The sequence below is a fragment of the Prosthecobacter sp. genome (assembly GCF_044232965.1).
In the GTDB taxonomy this organism is placed as follows: domain Bacteria; phylum Verrucomicrobiota; class Verrucomicrobiia; order Verrucomicrobiales; family Verrucomicrobiaceae; genus Prosthecobacter.
On sequence record NZ_JBIIKX010000025.1, the window covers coordinates 33,248 to 49,999 of the forward strand.

Annotated in this window: 15 protein-coding genes; 8 read left to right on the forward strand and 7 right to left on the reverse strand. The window is 61.2% G+C overall.

Annotated elements, in window-relative coordinates; genetic code table 11:
• Entirely contained in the window at positions 1 to 762 is a 762-nt protein-coding gene (locus tag ACILSI_RS12565; protein WP_395722226.1) for an SDR family NAD(P)-dependent oxidoreductase, read from the reverse strand.
• Between the two features lie 137 nt (positions 763 to 899).
• Here ACILSI_RS12565 and ACILSI_RS12570 point away from each other — a divergent pair, with 137 nt between their 5' ends.
• From ACILSI_RS12570 to ACILSI_RS12590, 5 genes are all read left to right on the forward strand, one after another.
• On the forward strand, positions 900 to 1,100 hold the full coding sequence (locus ACILSI_RS12570; RefSeq protein ID WP_395722227.1) for a zinc ribbon domain-containing protein: 201 nt from the start codon (positions 900 to 902) through the stop codon (positions 1,098 to 1,100).
• A 67-nt stretch (positions 1,101 to 1,167) separates the two neighbouring features.
• A complete protein-coding gene (locus tag ACILSI_RS12575; protein ID WP_395722228.1) occupies positions 1,168 to 1,560 on the forward strand; it encodes a hypothetical protein in 393 nt (130 codons plus the stop codon).
• Between the two features lie 67 nt (positions 1,561 to 1,627).
• A complete protein-coding gene (locus ACILSI_RS12580; RefSeq protein WP_395722229.1) occupies positions 1,628 to 2,722 on the forward strand; it encodes a dihydroorotase in 1,095 nt (364 codons plus the stop codon).
• A 67-nt stretch (positions 2,723 to 2,789) separates the two neighbouring features.
• Complete coding sequence (gene tsaA, locus ACILSI_RS12585) at positions 2,790 to 3,464, forward strand: tRNA (N6-threonylcarbamoyladenosine(37)-N6)-methyltransferase TrmO (protein ID WP_395722230.1); 675 nt, start codon at positions 2,790 to 2,792, stop codon at positions 3,462 to 3,464.
• A 25-nt stretch (positions 3,465 to 3,489) separates the two neighbouring features.
• Positions 3,490 to 4,341: a phosphotransferase gene (locus ACILSI_RS12590; protein ID WP_395722231.1), complete on the forward strand. Its 852-nt coding sequence runs from the start codon at positions 3,490 to 3,492 to the stop codon at positions 4,339 to 4,341.
• Here the strand turns inward: ACILSI_RS12590 and ACILSI_RS12595 are convergent, their stop codons facing one another.
• On the reverse strand, positions 4,342 to 5,529 hold the full coding sequence (locus ACILSI_RS12595; RefSeq protein WP_395722232.1) for a Gfo/Idh/MocA family protein: 1,188 nt from the start codon (positions 5,527 to 5,529) through the stop codon (positions 4,342 to 4,344).
• Between the two features lie 48 nt (positions 5,530 to 5,577).
• On the opposite strand from ACILSI_RS12595, the gene ACILSI_RS12600 reads away from it, so the two are divergent.
• The gene (locus ACILSI_RS12600) at positions 5,578 to 6,984 is read left to right on the forward strand and encodes a hypothetical protein (protein ID WP_395722233.1); all 1,407 of its coding nucleotides are present in this window, start codon (positions 5,578 to 5,580) and stop codon (positions 6,982 to 6,984) included.
• A 6-nt stretch (positions 6,985 to 6,990) separates the two neighbouring features.
• On the opposite strand, the gene ACILSI_RS12605 is transcribed toward ACILSI_RS12600, so the two are convergent.
• Positions 6,991 to 8,568 carry a hypothetical protein gene (locus ACILSI_RS12605; protein WP_395722234.1) on the reverse strand — a complete coding sequence of 526 codons (1,578 nt, stop codon included), beginning with the start codon at positions 8,566 to 8,568 and terminating at the stop codon, positions 6,991 to 6,993.
• 103 nt (positions 8,569 to 8,671) lie between these two features.
• On the opposite strand from ACILSI_RS12605, the gene ACILSI_RS12610 reads away from it, so the two are divergent.
• Complete coding sequence (locus ACILSI_RS12610; protein ID WP_395722235.1) at positions 8,672 to 10,324, forward strand: CocE/NonD family hydrolase; 1,653 nt, start codon at positions 8,672 to 8,674, stop codon at positions 10,322 to 10,324.
• Here the strand turns inward: ACILSI_RS12610 and ACILSI_RS12615 are convergent, their stop codons facing one another.
• Complete coding sequence (locus ACILSI_RS12615; RefSeq protein WP_395722236.1) at positions 10,325 to 10,924, reverse strand: hypothetical protein; 600 nt, start codon at positions 10,922 to 10,924, stop codon at positions 10,325 to 10,327.
• Positions 10,925 to 11,109: 185 nt separating this feature from the next.
• Here ACILSI_RS12615 and ACILSI_RS12620 point away from each other — a divergent pair, with 185 nt between their 5' ends.
• Positions 11,110 to 11,472, forward strand: a complete 363-nt coding sequence (locus ACILSI_RS12620) for a hypothetical protein (protein ID WP_395722237.1) — start codon at positions 11,110 to 11,112, stop codon at positions 11,470 to 11,472.
• Positions 11,473 to 11,571: 99 nt separating this feature from the next.
• On the opposite strand, the gene ACILSI_RS12625 is transcribed toward ACILSI_RS12620, so the two are convergent.
• The 3 genes from ACILSI_RS12625 to ACILSI_RS12635 all read right to left on the reverse strand — a co-directional run bounded on the left by ACILSI_RS12625 (position 11,572) and on the right by ACILSI_RS12635 (position 16,751).
• Positions 11,572 to 12,450: a transglutaminase N-terminal domain-containing protein gene (locus ACILSI_RS12625; protein WP_395722238.1), complete on the reverse strand. Its 879-nt coding sequence runs from the start codon at positions 12,448 to 12,450 to the stop codon at positions 11,572 to 11,574.
• Positions 12,447 to 15,041 (reverse strand): circularly permuted type 2 ATP-grasp protein, encoded by a 2,595-nt coding sequence (locus tag ACILSI_RS12630; protein WP_395722239.1) that lies wholly within the window; start codon positions 15,039 to 15,041, stop codon positions 12,447 to 12,449. Before ACILSI_RS12630 ends, ACILSI_RS12625 begins: the two co-directional genes overlap by 4 nt.
• Positions 15,042 to 15,503: 462 nt before the next feature.
• Complete coding sequence (locus ACILSI_RS12635) at positions 15,504 to 16,751, reverse strand: hypothetical protein (RefSeq protein ID WP_395722240.1); 1,248 nt, start codon at positions 16,749 to 16,751, stop codon at positions 15,504 to 15,506.
• Position 16,752 lies beyond the last annotated feature (1 nt).

The window sequence follows — 16,752 nt, forward strand, 5'->3', positions numbered from 1 at the left end:
CTATTGGGCGGAGTAGCCGCCGTCCACCATCCACACGGCGCCGTTGACAAAGGAGGCTTCGTCCGATGCGAGGAAAGCGATGACATTGGCCACTTCGTCCGCCGTTCCCATGCGGCCGGCTGGGTGAAGGCTGTTGAGCGTGTTCAGAATCTCGGGATCGCGGGTGACGTTCGCCGTGAGGGAGGTGTGGACAAAACCGGGGGCCACAGCGTTGACGCGAATGCCTTCACCGGCCAGACGAACTCCCATGTCGCGGGTGAGCTGGCTGATCGCGCCCTTGCTGCTCGGGTAGGGATTGAAACCGTCGGAAAACTTGAGTGCCGTCGGGTATCCGGTGACGCCCATCACTGAGCTCAGGTTGATGATGGCACCTCCGCCTGACTGTCGCATGATCGGTGCGACCGCGTGAGCCATGAGCATGGAGCCTTTCACGTTCACGGCCATCACCTTGTCCCAGCGTTCCTCCAGGCTCGCGTCCGCTGCGAGATTGCGGGCGGTGATACCCGCTGAATTCACCAGCACATCCAGCCTGCCCCACTTGGCCATCGTCGCCGCCACGATTGCCTCGACTTCGTCGGGCCGGCTCACATCGCCGGGCCGCGTGGCGACGGCTGGGAATTCGCGGACCAGGGATTCGAGGGCCGCTTTGTTGACATCCGTGGCGAAGACCTGCGCCCCCTCCGCCAAAAACTTGCGAACAGTCGCGAATCCGATTCCTGATCCGGCGCCTGTGACGATCGCGGTCTTGCCTTGCAGTCTCATGCGACCAGATAGCCGAAGATGGCATTCCTTCACAACTCCGTTCTTTCCTGAATCCGCCGGGGCGGTGCCGCTCTTTTCGGAGTTGAAAGGCATGCCCTGAGCGACACGCTGCCTTTCCGAACCCGTCGACCCATGCCATGGCCACCTACGTTTACGAAACCATCCCCGCGAACCCGGAAGAGCAGCCGCGCCGTTTCGAAGTGCAGCAGAAGATGAGTGATCCGGCGCTGAAGACCGATCCCCAGACGGGCGAGCCAGTCCGCCGCATCATCACCGGTGGCTGTGGACTTGTCACACATGGGGCGAGCATTTTATCGATGAAGACGCGAGGACGCTGATGCGGCTCTTTTCAGCGTGATCTCTCGACAGACGCCTGTCCTGCGATCACAGAGTCCTTGTTTCGAAATGAACGACCATCCTCTGCCCAAGCTCCGCAACCAGCTCCTCAGCCTGCACAAGATCCTCATGGTCGCGGAGCGAGCGATGTATGAGAAGGAGGGCAACGTCATCCAGTCGCCGAATCACTTTCTGCAACTGCTGATGTCTGATGAGCGGTTCGCGTGGCTGCGTGAGCTGTCCCAGCTCATTGTAATGATTGATGAAGCGATGGAGGAAAAGCCGCCGATCACCCGCGAGCGGGCAGATGCGCTGGTGGATGAAGCGAAGCTGCTGCTGACAGGGAACAACCAAGCGGGGACCTTCTCCAAGCGTTATGCAGTGTTGGTTCAACGTGTGCCATCCATCGCCGCAGCAAATGCGGAGATCGAGAAGCACTTCGGGCCTCCCGTGGTGCCGTAAGGGTGCAGGCTCGATGCTCGCAACAGATGGAGATTGATCGGCGGCGGTCTCAAGGTAACGGACACGTATGACTCTCACGCTTCCCAAGTGGTTCGATCTTCACACGCACTTCCGCCAAGGCCCGGCGATGGCTTCCTATGTCAAAGCACATCTCGACATGGGCTGCGCAGGCGCTTTGGCCATGCCGAACACGCAGCCGCCGGTGTCGCGGGTCTCGGGCGCGGCGCAAAGCGATGGCTGGAGCATCGAGAGCTACTCGGCGGAGCTGCGAGCGTCCGGGGCGGATGCCTTTGAGCAGCTCATCGTGCCGCTTTACCTCACGCGCCAGACCACGGCAGCGATGATTCGTGAAGGAGCGGCCTCCGGTCTGCTGCGGGCCTGCAAATACTATCCGCCGCATGGCACGACGAACGCGGAGCATGGCATGCCGATGGACGATCTGATCGGCGGCGAGGTGCTGCGGGCGATGGAGGACTGCGGCGTGGTGCTCTGCATCCACGGTGAGCAGCATGCGCTGAGCGGGCCGGATTATATTGATGCGCAGCAGAATGCGGAGACACGTTTCTACACCGAGCGCATGCCGCGACTCATCGCCACGCATCCGAAGCTGCGCATCGTGTGCGAGCACATCACGACGCGCACGGCGGCGGAGTTTGTGGCCGGTGCGCCAGAGCATGTCGGGGCGACGATCACGCCGCAGCATCTGCTTTACACGCTGGGGCATTTGATTCAGGGGCTGAAGTATCACCTCTACTGTCTGCCCATCGTGAAGTTTCAGGATGATCGCGCCGCGCTGCGAGATGCAGTGACGAAAGCAGGCCAGACCAAGTTCTTCGCGGGCACGGACAGCGCCCCGCACACCACGAAGGCGACGGCCTGCGGTTGCGCGGCGGGTTGTTTCACCGGTGGTTGTGCGCCGCAGCTCTATGCGATGGCTTTTGAAGACGCGGGTATCGATCTGGCTTCGGAGCAGGGGAGAGAATTGTTCGCACGCTTCCTCAGCCTCAACGGCCCCGCCTTCTACGGCTTACCGGCCTCCACGCAGCGATTCCAGATGGAGAAAGCGCCCTCACAAACGCCGATCCTCGAAACGCTCGCCGGTCCTGTGACGCCGCTGCCGCTCGGCATGGGCATCGAACTGACGTGGAGGATCATCGGGTGAGAAGCGTGCGTCGAAGCGGCGAAGAATCCTGATGCGGACAGGAGTGTCCGCGCTCCCTTTCCAGCCCATGCCATCCCTGAACGTCATCGCCACGCTGCGCACTTGTTACACCGACAAATTCGGCGTGCCGCGTCAGTCCGGGCTGGTGCCGGCCGCGTGGGGCGTGATCGAGTTTGAGCCGGCGTATCGACGGGTCGAAGCGGTGCGCGGCATTGAGGAGTTCAGCCACCTGTGGCTCATCACGCAGTTTCATCTGGTAGGTGAGGAGCCGACTTCACTCACGGTGCGACCGCCGAAACTCGGTGGGAACGAGAAACGCGGCGTGTTTGCCACACGCTCGCCGTTTCGGCCGAATCGGTTGACCTTGAGCGTGGTGAAGTTGGATCGTGTGGAACTGGAAGGCGACCTGGTACCGCGATTATTCGTGTCCGGCGTCGATCTGGTCGATGGAACGCCTATTTTCGACATCAAACCGTATGTGCGTTATGCGGATTCGATTCCCGAGGCCCACAGTGGCTTCGCGGACACTCCACCGCCGCAGGTTCCCGTGATCTGGGAGTGTGAAAGCCGCGTGCCTGCCGACGTGCGAGTGATCATCGATCAATCGCTCGCCCAACAGCCGCAACCAGCTTACCACGATGACTCAGATCGCGAGTATGCGACGGAGATCGCGGCCTGGCGGGTGAAGTGGGCTGCGACCACCGGCGGGGCGAGAGTGAAGTCGTGCGAATTCGTTGGGTGAACGAGCAAGAAGAACCATTCGCTGCATGCTTTCGACCGACCTCCCCATCCGAGCCGCCACTGAGGCCGCCATCGCCCACGGCATCACACCGGACCGCTGCGACATTCTGCAAAACAGCAGCACGCTCGTTTTGCGGCTCACAGAGACACTGGTGGCCCGGGTGGTGCAGGATCGTGACGGGCCACGTCAGGGGACGGAGTGGTTTGCACGGGAGAATTCCATCGCTCAGCATCTCACGCGGCATGGAGCGCCCACGATCCCGTTGCATCCCGATCTACCTCCGGGGCCGCACGAGCATCTGGGCTATCCGATCAACTTCTGGAAGTTTGTCACGCGAATCGATGCGGAACCTGATCCCGCCGAGATCGGACGCACGCTGCGCCAGTGCCATGACATCATGCGCAGCTTTCCCGAACCGTTGCCCAAGCTCGCAATCCTGACGGAGAGCCTCGCCATTCTCGATGAACGGGAGCTTTTCACCAAATCGACGCAGCAGATGCTGTGGGATCATCTCTCGACTTCCATCGACGTGCTAAGCGCCCACCCTCATCAGCCCCTTCATGGCGATGCACACATGGGCAATCTCATGAACACGACACGCGGTCTGCTGTGGACGGACTGGGAGGACACCTTCGCAGGTCCGGTCGAATGGGACGTGGCTTCGATCATCTGGAACGCGCAGATTTTGGAGGAAGATCACGCCACGGTTCAGGCGATCCTTGATTCGTATGGTCCTGTGAATAATGAAGCGCTGAACCAAAGTCTCATCGGACGCGCGGCGGTGATGACGGCGTGGTATCCCATCCTGTATCCGAATCCGAACGAAGAACGGCAGCGGAAGCTGCGCAGCCGGATCGAATGGTTGGAGAAGGCATGATCAAGAGGCGATCAAAGGATGCGTCCGCTTCACGAGCGGAAAATCCACCCGCTGGCCGGTGATGCCGGATTGAAACACTCCATGCGCCATTTCGATGGCTTTCATGGCACGTTCGCCGGAAGCGAGTGGTTCACGCTTTTCATCAATGGCTATCAACCAGTCGCGCACGACACGGCGATGCGAGGCGTCGTAACCGGTGAGGCCTTCAAACGTCGCCTCGCTGGCCGGATCGACACCACCCGTCCAATCCTGCCAGTTCTCAACACGAGTGGTGGCCGAGCGATTGGGCTCCTTGAGCAACGAGATGCCTGGCGCGAAGCCGGAACTAAGTCGCACAATCCCATGTGTGCCGATGATCTCCATGCCGAAGGGTCCGGCTGCTTTCTCCAGGCCCACGCGGCTGCGGAAAGTGACGTTCACGCCGGAATCCATCGCGAAACTCGCGAAGATGTCGTCACCGACGACTGGCCCGACTTTGTCGGAAGGCGATTCTTTGGCATTGGCAATCGTTGCCACTTTTCCCTGATGCCGAATGCGCGCCTGACACCATTGCACCTCGCCACCGAACAACCTCGCGAGATCGAAGACATGCAATCCGAGCACCATCATGTCCTGACCGCCCGCGCGTGAACCCATCTTGCCCACGGTGTGAATCTCCAGCAACTCGCCGATGAGACCTTCACGCAATGCTTTCTCCAGTCGTAGCACTGTCGGGGCCATCCGTGTGACGTGCGCCACGGCGACACGACGTTGTTTGGTTTTCGCGAGGCGCAGGATGTTATCCGCCTCAGCCAGCGTGATGGTGAAAGGCTTTTCCAAATACAAATGAGCATCGGCTTCCAGCGCTGCCATCGACATGGCGTGGTGTTCCGTGGCCCAGCGCGGTCCAATGGCGACGAGGTCGGGCTTTTCCTGGTCCAGCATCGCGTGGTAGTCGGCGTAGTCTCGCGCCGCGCCACAGGCAGCTTTTGATTTCGCTCGACCGGCATCGTTCGGATCAGCGACGGCGACGACACTCACATTCGGCAGTCCTGCAAAGATGCGCTCAATACCATGGCCGTAATCACCCGCGCCCGTGTGGCCGATGATGGCCGCTTTAAATTTCGGGGCATCGGCGGCACGCAAGGCATGTGTTGCAGCCCAAGCAGTGCTGCCTAGAAGAAGATTGCGTCGAGTGGTGGTTGTCATGGTGAAGGGAATACGAGCCGAGAGGCGTTGGTTTGACATCGCATGAAAATGACCGCGCACCTCTTCACCTGCTTCGCCCTTCTCAGTCTGTCTGCCGCCGCCACAGCCCAGGAAAAAGTCTTCAGAGCGGGTGCGGCCACCAGCAACATCACGCCGCCGCTGGGCTTGGAGATCGTGGGAAACTTCGCCCCGCGCCCCATCGCGAGTCATGTGCATGATGAGCTGCATGTGCGTTGCCTTGTGCTCGATGATGGCACCACGAAGCTCGCCTTTGCCGTGGCGGACACGATCTCGCTCGGGCGTGATGTGTGGGACGAGACCAAGAAAAAGGTCGAGGCCGCCACAGGTATCCCGGTGTCGAACATGATGTTCTCCGGCACGCACACGCACTCCAGTGTCTCGGCGATCACGAACAAAGATTCGTCGCTGGACTACCGCAGCTTCATCATCTCACGCGTGGTCGATGGTGTGCGCCGCGCGTTGAACAATCTAGAGCCCGCCCGCATTGCCTGGGGTTCGGGAAAGGTGCCGCAGCATGTTTTTAATCGCCGCTGGCTGCTGAAGGAAGGCGTCACGAATGACAACCCGTTTGGTGGCAAAGATCGCGCGGTGATGAATCCCAGCAGCCTCCTGCGACCACGACTCGCCGGACCTGCTGGGCCGACGAATCCCGAGGTCTATTGCCTCTCCGTGCAGGCCATCGACGGACGCCAGATTGCGCTCATGGCAAACTACTGGCTGCACTACGTCGGCGGCGTGAACAAAGAAGACCTGTCGGCGGATTACTTCGGCGAGTTCTGCCGCCGCATCGAAGAAAAGGTCGGCGCACCCTGCGTCGGCATTTTGGCGAATGGTCCCTGTGGCGACGTGAACAACAACGACTACAGCGGCAAAACGCCCGCCGTGAAACGCGAGCCCTATGAGAAGATCAAACTCGTCGCAGGTGACCTCGCACAGGAAGTGCTTCGTGTTCGCGAGACGCTGAAACATCAAGACTGGGTGCCGCTGAAAGCCGCCGCGAGCGATCTGGAGCTCGCGGTGCGTCGTCCCACGCCGGAGATGATCGCGTGGGCGGAAGGCGTGCTCGCCAAGCCGAAAGACGCCACGCCCACGCACCGCCTGGAGCAGCCCTACGCCGAGCGCACGCTCGCCGCACGCGATGCGAAACCCGACACCATTCAGGCCGTCATCCAGGCCTTCCGCATCGGCGATCTCGGCATCGCCTCGATCCCGTTTGAGGTCTTTACGGAGATCGGTCTCGAAATCAAAGCCAGCAGCCCCTTTAAAGACACTTTCACCATCGAACTCGCCAACGGCAGCAACGGCTACCTGCCCACGCCAAAGCATCACGACCTCGGCGGCTACGAAACGTGGCTCGGCACGAATCGCGTCGAGCGAGAGGCCTCCGTGAAGATCACCGCGAGAGCGCTGGAGATGCTGGAAAAGGTGAAGTGAGGCTTTTCACACCCGCCTTAATGGTTGGGAGAAGATCATGTCCACGATGGGAGTCGGCGTGCGAAGCGCGGGGTCGGTGCTGGCAAAGGCGGGACCTCGCAGGGCTTTCTGATCGTGAATCAGCGAGATGTCGTGGACGGTCATGGCACGCAGTTTCTCGGCGGTGAGGGGTTCGCCTCGCAGATGCGTGTTGGGATAGGCAAAGGCTTCGATGCGAACGAATTGAGCCACGAGTCGGCCGCTGGCGTCACGTTTCAGCGGGAACTCAGCCTCCGCGCCATCCACGATGCCGGCGATGCCTTGATCGGTGACGAAGCGAATCTGCACCTTGGGCCGTTTGGCGGGATCGTTGCCGGAGACGGCGACCTGGAGTTTGTCGTTTTGCACGACTATGCGGCTGAAGCGGAAGTCGCTGCGATCATACGGCGAGACGACTTCGGCATTCTCACTCGCTGCGAGCGAGGCGACGGAGCCGAAGAAGGCTCCTTGGCGATACGCGCGCAACGCGGTGGCCTCGCGTTCGGAGGCGGGAAGGCCTTCGAGCTTTGGTACGAGCAACACGTTGCGTCCACGACCGAAGGTGTTGTGATCTTTGACGAAAAAGCCCCAGCATCGGCGGCCGGTGCGCAGGATGTCATCCCAGAGCTGGTAGAAATGAAGGTTCGGCTCACCGCTGTGATCATAGAAGCCGCGACTGGAGCCGAAGCCGGAGGTGAGCTGATTCCACACCTCGATGCCGAGCACGCGCGGGTCGAAGTCGAGCATCGGCTCATAGTCTGCCAGCTTGCCTGTGGGATGATTCAGCGTGAGGCCGCCGCCATTTGGGTGCAGCAGCTTATCCAGCGCCTCACGGAAGACATCGCGCCACGGGCGGTTGGCCCCTTGCATCAAACGATACTGGGTGACGCTGAGCGCGGATGTGTCGAACTCGAGTTTGGTCTCGATGCTCGCTGCGGTGGTGCGCAGGTAGAGCGTGTGATTGCCTGGCGGCAGTTCACGATCGTGGATGGGGCCTTTGTCGCTGAATCCTTCGCGGAATCCGCACTCATTGGCACCTTCGACTGTCAGCCGGGCGGTGGGTTTTCCCTCGGAGGCGGAGAGCCGCACATCCAGCCGATACACACCGAGCCAGGGTCGTTCGGTGTTAAAGACTTCGAGCTTTTCGAAGCGATGCACGATGGGTGAAATCGCGCATTCCTTGGCGCTGACACTGCTGCCGTAACCGGTGGCCAGCAGGCTGCCGAGCGCGTTGAAATGCAGCCCGGCATCGGTGAACGAGTGATGCTCCGCATTTGGCGCGGCGATTACGTCGGGATGTTTGGCCAGATAGTCGGCGGGCAGCGGGTAGGTGGGGGCCGAGGGGTAATAGTTGCTGAAGGCGAGATGCCGGTAGCCCATCTCCAAAAAGCCATCCCGTGAAGCATCGGTCTGCCCCTGGTGCTGATGGGACATCGAATGCAGGCATTCCCAGGTGTCCCAGCCCACCTCGGCATACGGATTCGCAAGATCACGTCCGCCCGACGTGCACCACGATGATGTGGCAGGCAGGCCGGCTAGGGTGACGAGCAGGTTTCTTCGTTTCATCCATGGCAGTCGGCGCCTTGATGCTCATCCTTTCAGCCGATGATGGAGCCGAAGTTATCGTCAATGCCAGCAAGGCATTCTCTTGCGTCGCCGTATCGCTCTCATGCGCTTCCTCCTGCTCTTATCGTGTCTTGCTGTTCAGGGTTCTGTCTTCGCCGCCGATCTCGCCAAACTCGACTTTGGCACCGTGCGCGAGGAGCACATCATGATCCCGATGCGGGATGGCAAGCGCCTGTCGGCCTATGTCTTCTTTCCGAAGGGCGAAGGCAAGTGGCCTGCGATTTTCGAGCAGCGCTACGCGGACATTTCGAGTGCTGGATCACGCAAGGCGGCGGCCAAGTTTGCCGAGGGCGGCTTTGTCATCGCGCTGGTGAATTATCGGGGCACGCATGAGAGCGAAGGCGTGTATCGCGGCTATCGCGGTCTTCAGTGGGGCGAGTTGCGCGATGGTTATGACGTGTGCGAATGGCTCGCCGCGCAGCCCTGGTGCACGGGCAAGATCGGCACCTATGGCGGATCGCAGGCAGGCTACGCGCAGAATTATCTCGCGGTGACGCAGCCTCCTCATCTCGTCGCGCAATACATGACGGACACCGGCTTGAGCCTGTACCATGAAGGCTATCGCATCGGCGGCGCGACGAAACCGCAGCGCTTCATCAAGGGCGGTGCGGTGGCTCGCGACATCAAGGACAACGAAGCGATGCTGCGTGAGTGGGACCAGCATCCCGACTATGATGACTTCTGGAAGGACGAAGACGCTTCGTTGCATTTCGACAAGATGAACTACCCCTGCTTCACCATCGGCAGTTGGTTTGACTTCATGTGCCAGGGCAGCGTGGCTAGCTTCATTGGGCGCAATGAGAAAGGCGGCCCCAATTCACGCAGCCAGCAGCAGCTCATCATCGGACCTTGGCTGCACGGCGGCTATCCGAAGTCGAACAAGATTGGCGAGCTGGTGTTCCCGGAGAATGCCTTCTTCGACGTGTATGCGCACATGACGAAGTGGTTCAATCATTACCTCAAAGGCGAGGACAACGGCATCGAGAAAGACGAGCCCGTGAAATACTATGTCATGGGCGCGTGTGGTGAAGCGGGTGCTCCTGGCAACATCTGGCGCGAGGCCAAAGACTTCCCGCCAGCGAGCACAGCGGCGGATTGGTTCCTGCAACCTGATGGCAAGCTGGCCCCCAAGAAGCCCTCCGTGCCGAGCTCCAGCACTTCGTATGCGAGCGATCCGGCACACCCGATGATCCTCAACACCGTTGGTTTCCCAGGAGCCAGAGATGCGCGTGCTTTTGAAGAGCAGGCCGAAGTCCGCACCTGGACCAGCGATGTGCTCATGGAACCGCTCGAAGTCACCGGTCGCATCAAGGCCGAGGTCTTCGTTTCCTCGACCGCGAAGGACACCGACTTCGTCCTGCGCGTGACCGACGTCTATCCCGATGGCCGCTCCATCCTGCTGGTCGATTACCCGCTGCGTGCGCGGTATCACGAAGGCTTCGATCATCAGAAGTTGCTCGTACCTGGCCAGGTGACGAAGCTCGCCTGGGACATCGGCTGGGTGAGCATCATCTTCAACAAGGGGCACCAAGTGCGCATCACCATCGCCAGCACCGGCGCGCCGTATTTCGAGCCAAACACGCAGACCGGCAGCCCGATCACCCACTTCGTCACCGAGCCCGGCATCGCCGCGATCAACACGATTTGGCACGATGCCAAACACGCCTCACGTGTGATCCTGCCGACGGTGAAGTAGTCAGGGCTTGGTGCTGCTCGAAGGGGCGGGCACCAGCTTCGGATCATACTTCGCGCCCTTGGACACCTGGATCAGCGTCATGCGCACCTTCGTCGGGAAGAACTTCTCGGGATCAGGACGCTTGTGGGCGTGGAGGTTTTTGTCATCCTTGAGCACGAGATGCATCTCCTTGATGCCCTGGCTCCAGATGATGTCGTTGTTCTGCCAAAAGGTGGTCATCGAGAGATCCTTCTCGATCGCGCCCGTCTTTGAGTAAGCGCCTGTGCCGATGCAGCCATAGCCGTGGTTTTGGCCCTTGTAGGGGATGTAGCACACGCTCCACGACGTGGGCTGATCGCCAACCGGCTTTTCAAGCACTTCGAGTCGCAGATGCACCGTGCCATTGCGATAATCGACTGGCGTCGTCCAGTCCTTCGGGCGCTCGGGATTCAAGCGATCGCTTTTCACATAGTAGTGCGACTGGCTGGGCTTCGAGTTCAGCGCGTCCTCTTGCGTGAACGTAAAAGTCACATCGAAGAGCACAAATTGATCAGCGTGGCTGAATGTGATGGCCGCGAGGAGCAGCAGGAGGGCCAGGTGAATGGGGCGATGGGTGGTCATGGTGTGGGAGTCGATGTCGTGGGACGGCGTTCTTTTCAACCGGAAGGTCTTCCTCCGCCTGCGCCGTCCACTTTTAGAAGCCGGGTTTGACCCCATGTCGGATGCGCCGTGTGCCTCCTAAGGTGCAGTCCGGCCGAGGACAGCAAAAACAACACCCTCGGTCGTCAACCCACCACCCCAACCCCATGAAAAACAAGCTCCACATCCTCGCATTCGCGCTCATCGCCACCTCCGCAGCCATCGCTGAGGAGAAGACCACCAAGACCACCACCGTCAACGCGGACGGCTCCACCGACACCACCATCAAGACCACGACCGGAACCGGTACCATCACGGAATACATTCCTGGCACCACCTTCATCGTGAAGGAAGTCACCGGCCCGGTGACCTATCTCTACGGCAAGACGGTGGCCTACGTCACGAAGAGTGGAAAGGTGATCACCGAAGAGGCGCTGAAGACCCGCATCCGCGTGGGCAGCCCGGTGAGCGTGCAGTATGTCACGGACGGCAACAACCGTGTGATCAGCCGCGTCGTCGTTGACGATTGATCGCGCTAATGCAGCGCTTCCGCAGCCTGCCAGCAGGTTTTGCGGTTGAACGTCGGCACCTCATCATGAGGTGCCGATTTGCGTAGGTGAGAAGGCCGCTCAGGCTCCCAACGGCTCCACATCGACTCCCACGCCCACCGTGTGATGCCCACCGCCGGTGATGATGCCACGCACGGGGCTGACATCGGAGAAATCACGGCCGTAGGCCACGGTGATGTGATCGAGCGAGGTGAAGCAGTCGTTGGTGGGATCGAAATCCACCCAGCCAAAGCGGGGGACAAAGCAGGAGACCCAGGCATGCGAGGCATCGACGCCGACCAGCCGTGGCTTGCCCGCCGGCGGGTGCGTGCGGAGGTAACCGCTGATGTAGCGGGCGGGAAGCCCCATGGACCGCAGGCTGGCGATGGCGAGATGGGCGAAGTCCTGGCAGACGCCGCGCTTCTTTTCCAGGACCTCGGCCAGCGGCGTGCTGATGGTGGTCGCCTTCGGATCAAACACGAACTCGCGGTGAATGCGGGCGCAGAGATCGGCGGCGGCGGCAAGGATGGGCCGGCCGGGCTTGAAACTGGGCAGCGCAAAGTCACGCAGCGGCATCTCATGCACCAGGAGGGGGCTGCGGAAGACGAACTGGCAGGGGTCGAGCAGGTCGATCGGCACTGGGTCACGAAACAGCGCGGCCACTTCCTCCCAGGCAGGAGTTTGCGCCGGATCAGGCTGCAACACGGGCGACATGGTCACAAGGCTGCGTGAGATGACCTCAAACCGCGCGTGGCGCTTTTGAATCGAAAAGCAGGAGACCTGGTTGCCGAAGGAGTCCTGGTGCTCGGTGAACAGATCAGGCTCAGGATCGAAGCTGAGGGTGAATTCTTTGCAACGCTGTGTTTCCGTGTCACGCGGGCGCAGGCGTGCCGCGTGGTGCGAGACCGCCACCGAGGCGCTGTAGGAATAGGTGGTGCGATGCGTGATGCGGTAGTTCATCGCGTCGGAGGTGTCGGTTCGGCGGCAGAATCAGAATCGCTGCTGCTGATGGTGGAATGAGCGAAGTAGGCCGCGGTGAGCGCGTCGTTGAGCGCGGGCATGGCATCAATGAGTTGTCTGAGCAGCCTGGCGACCTGCGTTAGCGACCACAGGCCCGGCTCGACACGGGCGAGCTCGGTGGGATCGCACAATTGCAGGTTGGTGCTGTTTTCCAGCAGCACGCGCATCGCCGGAGTGAGCAGCGCGGAGCTTTGCTCACGCGGCAGGTGCTTGAACTGCTGCTCGATGCGCTCAAACTGGAAACGCAGGCCGCGCGGGTTGAGCTCGTCGAGCATGAGCAGGTCATACACGGCGGCGAGCTGAGGCAGCAGGCTGTAGCGGTTGCGGTAGGTGATCGTGCTGTCGCCGACTTCGAGGATGGCTTCGAGCAGGCTCGGATTTTCGGCGTCGGCGCTGCGCAGTCCGGCCAGCAGAAGCTCGCAGATGTAAACGGTACGCTCGATACGGTGCCCCATGTCGAGAAACATCCAACCTTGGGCGCGGGTCATGTTTTCCTTCGCCAGACCGTGGAAGGAGGCGAGCTCGAGGATGATGCGCGTGAGGACGTTCAGCGCGTCGGACATCGGTGTGACGCTTGGCGCGTTGTCATAGGCGTCCAGAGCATCACTGAGCTGGCTGATGACGCGCCAGGTATCGACGGAGATGCGATCCCGCAGCAGGATGCCAATGCGCTGGATGTGCGAGACGCTGGAGCGGATGCTGGCCGGATGATCCGCGTCAAAAATGGCCTCCAGCAAGCGGGCCTCGATCTGCTCCTGCTGCGCGGCCAGAACGGCGACATCCGGCAGGTCTTCGAGCACGCCGAGGTTTTTCAGCGCCTCCAGCAGAGGCATCAGCAGCGGCGTTTCGCTCATCCCGCTTTCAGGGGAGCAGCGCAGCAGGGTGGAGCGCAGCAGGCGGGCGCTGGATTCCGCGCGCTCGGCATAGCGGCCCAGCCAGTACAGATGATTCGCCACGCGGCTGCCGAGATTGTGACCCACGCGGCGCAATTCGACCGGCGTGCGGGTGCTTGAGAGCAGCGTGACATTTTCCACCGGGCCTTCGCTGAGCACCCAGGTGTCCTTGCTGCTGCCACCTTTCTGCATCGAGACCAGCGGTGAGTTCAAACTGGCCGCGACGCGCGTCAAAGCGCCCGGCATGACCATGTAGCCGTCATTCGTGGCGACGAGATACACACGCACGCTGATGGGCTTCTGCACGAGGCGTCCGTCCTCCCATGTGGGGGCGGTGGAGAAGGTCATCTTTTCCTGGACGGCCCAGCGGTCCGGCGCGAAACGCATGCGTTCAATGAAGACAGCACGTTCAGTGGCGGAGAGATTCTCGCCGAAGTGAACCTCGCGGCCGCGCACGCGGAAGGCGCTCTTGATGACGAGCTGGTCGATTCGTTGCTCCACCTGCCGTCGGGGCGTCTCCTGGCCGCACCACCACGTCGCCACGGAGGGCATGAGCAGGTTTTCCCCGAGCAGTTTGCGGCACAGGCCAGGCAGGAAGGCCATCATCGCCGGTGCTTCGGCCAGGCCGGAGCCCAGCGCGTTCGCCATCGCGACATTGCCAGCGCGCACTGCGCGCACGAGGCCGGGCACGCCGAGCATGGAGTCGTTGCGTAGCTCCAGCGGGTCGCAAAAATCGTCATCCACACGGCGCAGGATGACATCCACCGGCTCCAGGCCGCTGAGTGTCTTCAGATAGACGCGGTCGTCGCGCACGGTGAGGTCTTCGCCCTCCACGAGCGTGTAACCGAGATAACGGGCCAGATAGGCCTGCTCAAAATAGGTCTCATTGTACGGTCCCGGTGTCAGCAGCACGACGCGCGGCTCACCGGCCGGGCGTGGGGCCAAAGCAGCAAGGGAGAGCTGCATCTGGCGGAAAAACCCGGCCAGACGCCGCACCCGCGCGTCACGAAACACCTCCGGCAGCAGGCGTGAGGTGATGAGGCGGTTCTCCAGCGCATAACCCGCGCCCGTGGGGATTTGTGTGCGGTCGGCGATGACCCACCAGCGGCCGTCTTTGGCACGGGCGATGTCCGCTCCATACACCTGCAGCGGTTTCGCATTCGGCGACTTGATGCCATGGCAGGGGCGCAGATAGGCCGGCTGCGCGAGCACCATGGCCGCTGGCATGTCGCCTTTGCGGATCAGCATCTGCGGGCCGTAGCTGTCGGTGAGGATCATGTTGAGCAGTGTGGCGCGTTGAATGAGCGCCTTTTCGATGCCCGCCCACTCGCCCGCCGAAATCACAAACGGCACCGGGTCCATGTGCCAGGGCGTGTCCAGGCCCTTGGCATCGTAGATGTTGAAGGTCACGCCGCGCTCGGCCAGCAGGCGGCGGCTGGTGTCTGACAGGCGCTTCACCCCTGCCGAGTCACGGCGCTGCAGATCCGCGATGACCTGGTCATAATGCGGCCGCACCTTGCCTGCGGCGTCACGCAGTTCGTCGTAATGACCGGCGGCTTCAGGAACGTCCGCACGCGAACCCACCACCCGTGGAGCGGCGGTGGCGAGGGAGGAGGAGCTTTGGGATTGGAAAATCAAATCGCGGGGGCTGGAGGAAACGGGCAGGGGAAAGCGGACAGTAGAAACCGTTTCGCCTCACGCATCCCCTTTCTTGCCTGAGTGCGCAAAGTGTGTGCCAGAAAATCTCGATCCAAGATGAAACCCGTTCACGACTTGGCACGGAACTACGCACCGGTGTCCGCTTTGCTCTGCATTTTTGGCCAAGGCTGCACAGGGTCGTTTTGCGGTTCATCCGGGAAGTGAGTGCATTCGTGGCACGCAGGGAGCGATGAACTTCCCCTCACCTAACCTCTCCCCGCAACAGATGGCAGGGCAAGCGCATGCACTACGCGGGGAGAGGGATTAACAAGCACGCCTTCTGGCCTGAGCGCCCGCTTTTCAGTCCCGCTCCCCGCTGTGGATAACCCCATGACCTGAAGCATGATGCGGGGAGAGGTTAGGTGAGGGGCGCTGACGCTGCTCCATCTCGCCCGGCAGGAATCACTCTGGATGCACTTCTGTCCCGCTCCATTGAAGCTTCGTGGGACCGCCATTGTCATCAGGGATGAGCTTGAAGGTGACGGTGGCGTCGAACCAGGCACCGTCCTGGTCGCTCTTGGGGATCTGCCCGCTCACTTCCACGAGCACGACGGTCGTCGCGCCGCGCTGGGCGATGTTCACATCATGCAGAGTGATGGTGAAGGAATCCTTGTCGAACTTCTTGAAGAAACCGCCGCCATCCAGGTGCTCAAACACGGCTTTTTTGGAGGGTTCGAGCAGATCCAAGGCCTTTGAAAGCCCGGTGCGGTCGGGATTCAACTCGTACAAGTTGGCATCGAAGGTTGCCCACTTGCCGTTGCACACCTGGGCGACGTACGTTTCGGCCGCGGACCATGCGACCTCGTTGGTGTAGTGATTGTAGGTGTGCTTGTCTCCGAAGTGAGAACCCTTGGTCTTTCCGAGCAGGGCACCGGTGCGCAGATTGATGATGTAATTGGTGAGGCCTTCGGTTTCCGGCTCCACAGACAAGGCTCCGTCCTCGTCGGCCTCAGCATCAGGCGCGGACTGGCCTTTGAGACCCCAGGCCAGGGCAAACTGACCATCGCGGGAAGTGGAACCCTGGATCAAGCGCCAGCCATCGCCTGAAGTCGCCGGGCCGGAAGCTGGCTGAGAGGCATCGGCGGGGGCGTCCTCCATCGAGATCTGATTGATTTTGGCGATGATGTTTTGAGATTCGCGGTCGTGCTCACTGAAAAGTTCGCCCGCTCCTTGGACCTCATCGAGTGGAAGATCCTTGTTCTTGAGAGTCGCGGTGTCCGTGGCCTTGCCTGCGGAGAATTTGCCTTCTTTCGCGAGCATGCGGATGAGGGCGCCCTCGGCGAAGTAGAGGCGCTTTTCCACGACCGAGGTGACGGCCTTCGGCTGCATCGGCGTCATCTCCGTGCGGTCGAGCACGAAGAGCAGCTCGTTGCCCTGGATGAAGTACTGCTTCTTCGCCTGGCCGTGATCGTCAAAGGACAGCGATTCGACGCGGTAAAGCGGCGGCTCGTCATTGCTCTGCCAGAGATGATGCTCAAAGGCGTAACCGCCCTCAAGATTTTCGCCTGTGATGCTGTGGTGCGGCCAGTACTCGAAGTTTTTCTCGATGGCTTCAAAGACGCCCGAGATGCGTTTGAGCGCGGCTTTGTCCTGGGCGAGGACTGAGGTGCCCAAGCAGAGCAGGGCAAGGAGCGGGAAGATGGCTTTCATG

Coding starts and splice junctions, on each gene's coding strand:
- ACILSI_RS12565 (WP_395722226.1), bottom strand. CDS start 762: ATGAGACTGCAAGGCAAGACCGCGATCGTCACAGGCGCCGGATCAGGA.
- ACILSI_RS12570 (WP_395722227.1), top strand. CDS start 900: ATGGCCACCTACGTTTACGAAACCATCCCCGCGAACCCGGAAGAGCAG.
- ACILSI_RS12575 (WP_395722228.1), top strand. CDS start 1,168: ATGAACGACCATCCTCTGCCCAAGCTCCGCAACCAGCTCCTCAGCCTG.
- ACILSI_RS12580 (WP_395722229.1), top strand. CDS start 1,628: ATGACTCTCACGCTTCCCAAGTGGTTCGATCTTCACACGCACTTCCGC.
- tsaA (WP_395722230.1), top strand. CDS start 2,790: ATGCCATCCCTGAACGTCATCGCCACGCTGCGCACTTGTTACACCGAC.
- ACILSI_RS12590 (WP_395722231.1), top strand. CDS start 3,490: ATGCTTTCGACCGACCTCCCCATCCGAGCCGCCACTGAGGCCGCCATC.
- ACILSI_RS12595 (WP_395722232.1), bottom strand. CDS start 5,529: ATGACAACCACCACTCGACGCAATCTTCTTCTAGGCAGCACTGCTTGG.
- ACILSI_RS12600 (WP_395722233.1), top strand. CDS start 5,578: ATGACCGCGCACCTCTTCACCTGCTTCGCCCTTCTCAGTCTGTCTGCC.
- ACILSI_RS12605 (WP_395722234.1), bottom strand. CDS start 8,568: ATGAAACGAAGAAACCTGCTCGTCACCCTAGCCGGCCTGCCTGCCACA.
- ACILSI_RS12610 (WP_395722235.1), top strand. CDS start 8,672: ATGCGCTTCCTCCTGCTCTTATCGTGTCTTGCTGTTCAGGGTTCTGTC.
- ACILSI_RS12615 (WP_395722236.1), bottom strand. CDS start 10,924: ATGACCACCCATCGCCCCATTCACCTGGCCCTCCTGCTGCTCCTCGCG.
- ACILSI_RS12620 (WP_395722237.1), top strand. CDS start 11,110: ATGAAAAACAAGCTCCACATCCTCGCATTCGCGCTCATCGCCACCTCC.
- ACILSI_RS12625 (WP_395722238.1), bottom strand. CDS start 12,450: ATGAACTACCGCATCACGCATCGCACCACCTATTCCTACAGCGCCTCG.
- ACILSI_RS12635 (WP_395722240.1), bottom strand. CDS start 16,751: ATGAAAGCCATCTTCCCGCTCCTTGCCCTGCTCTGCTTGGGCACCTCA.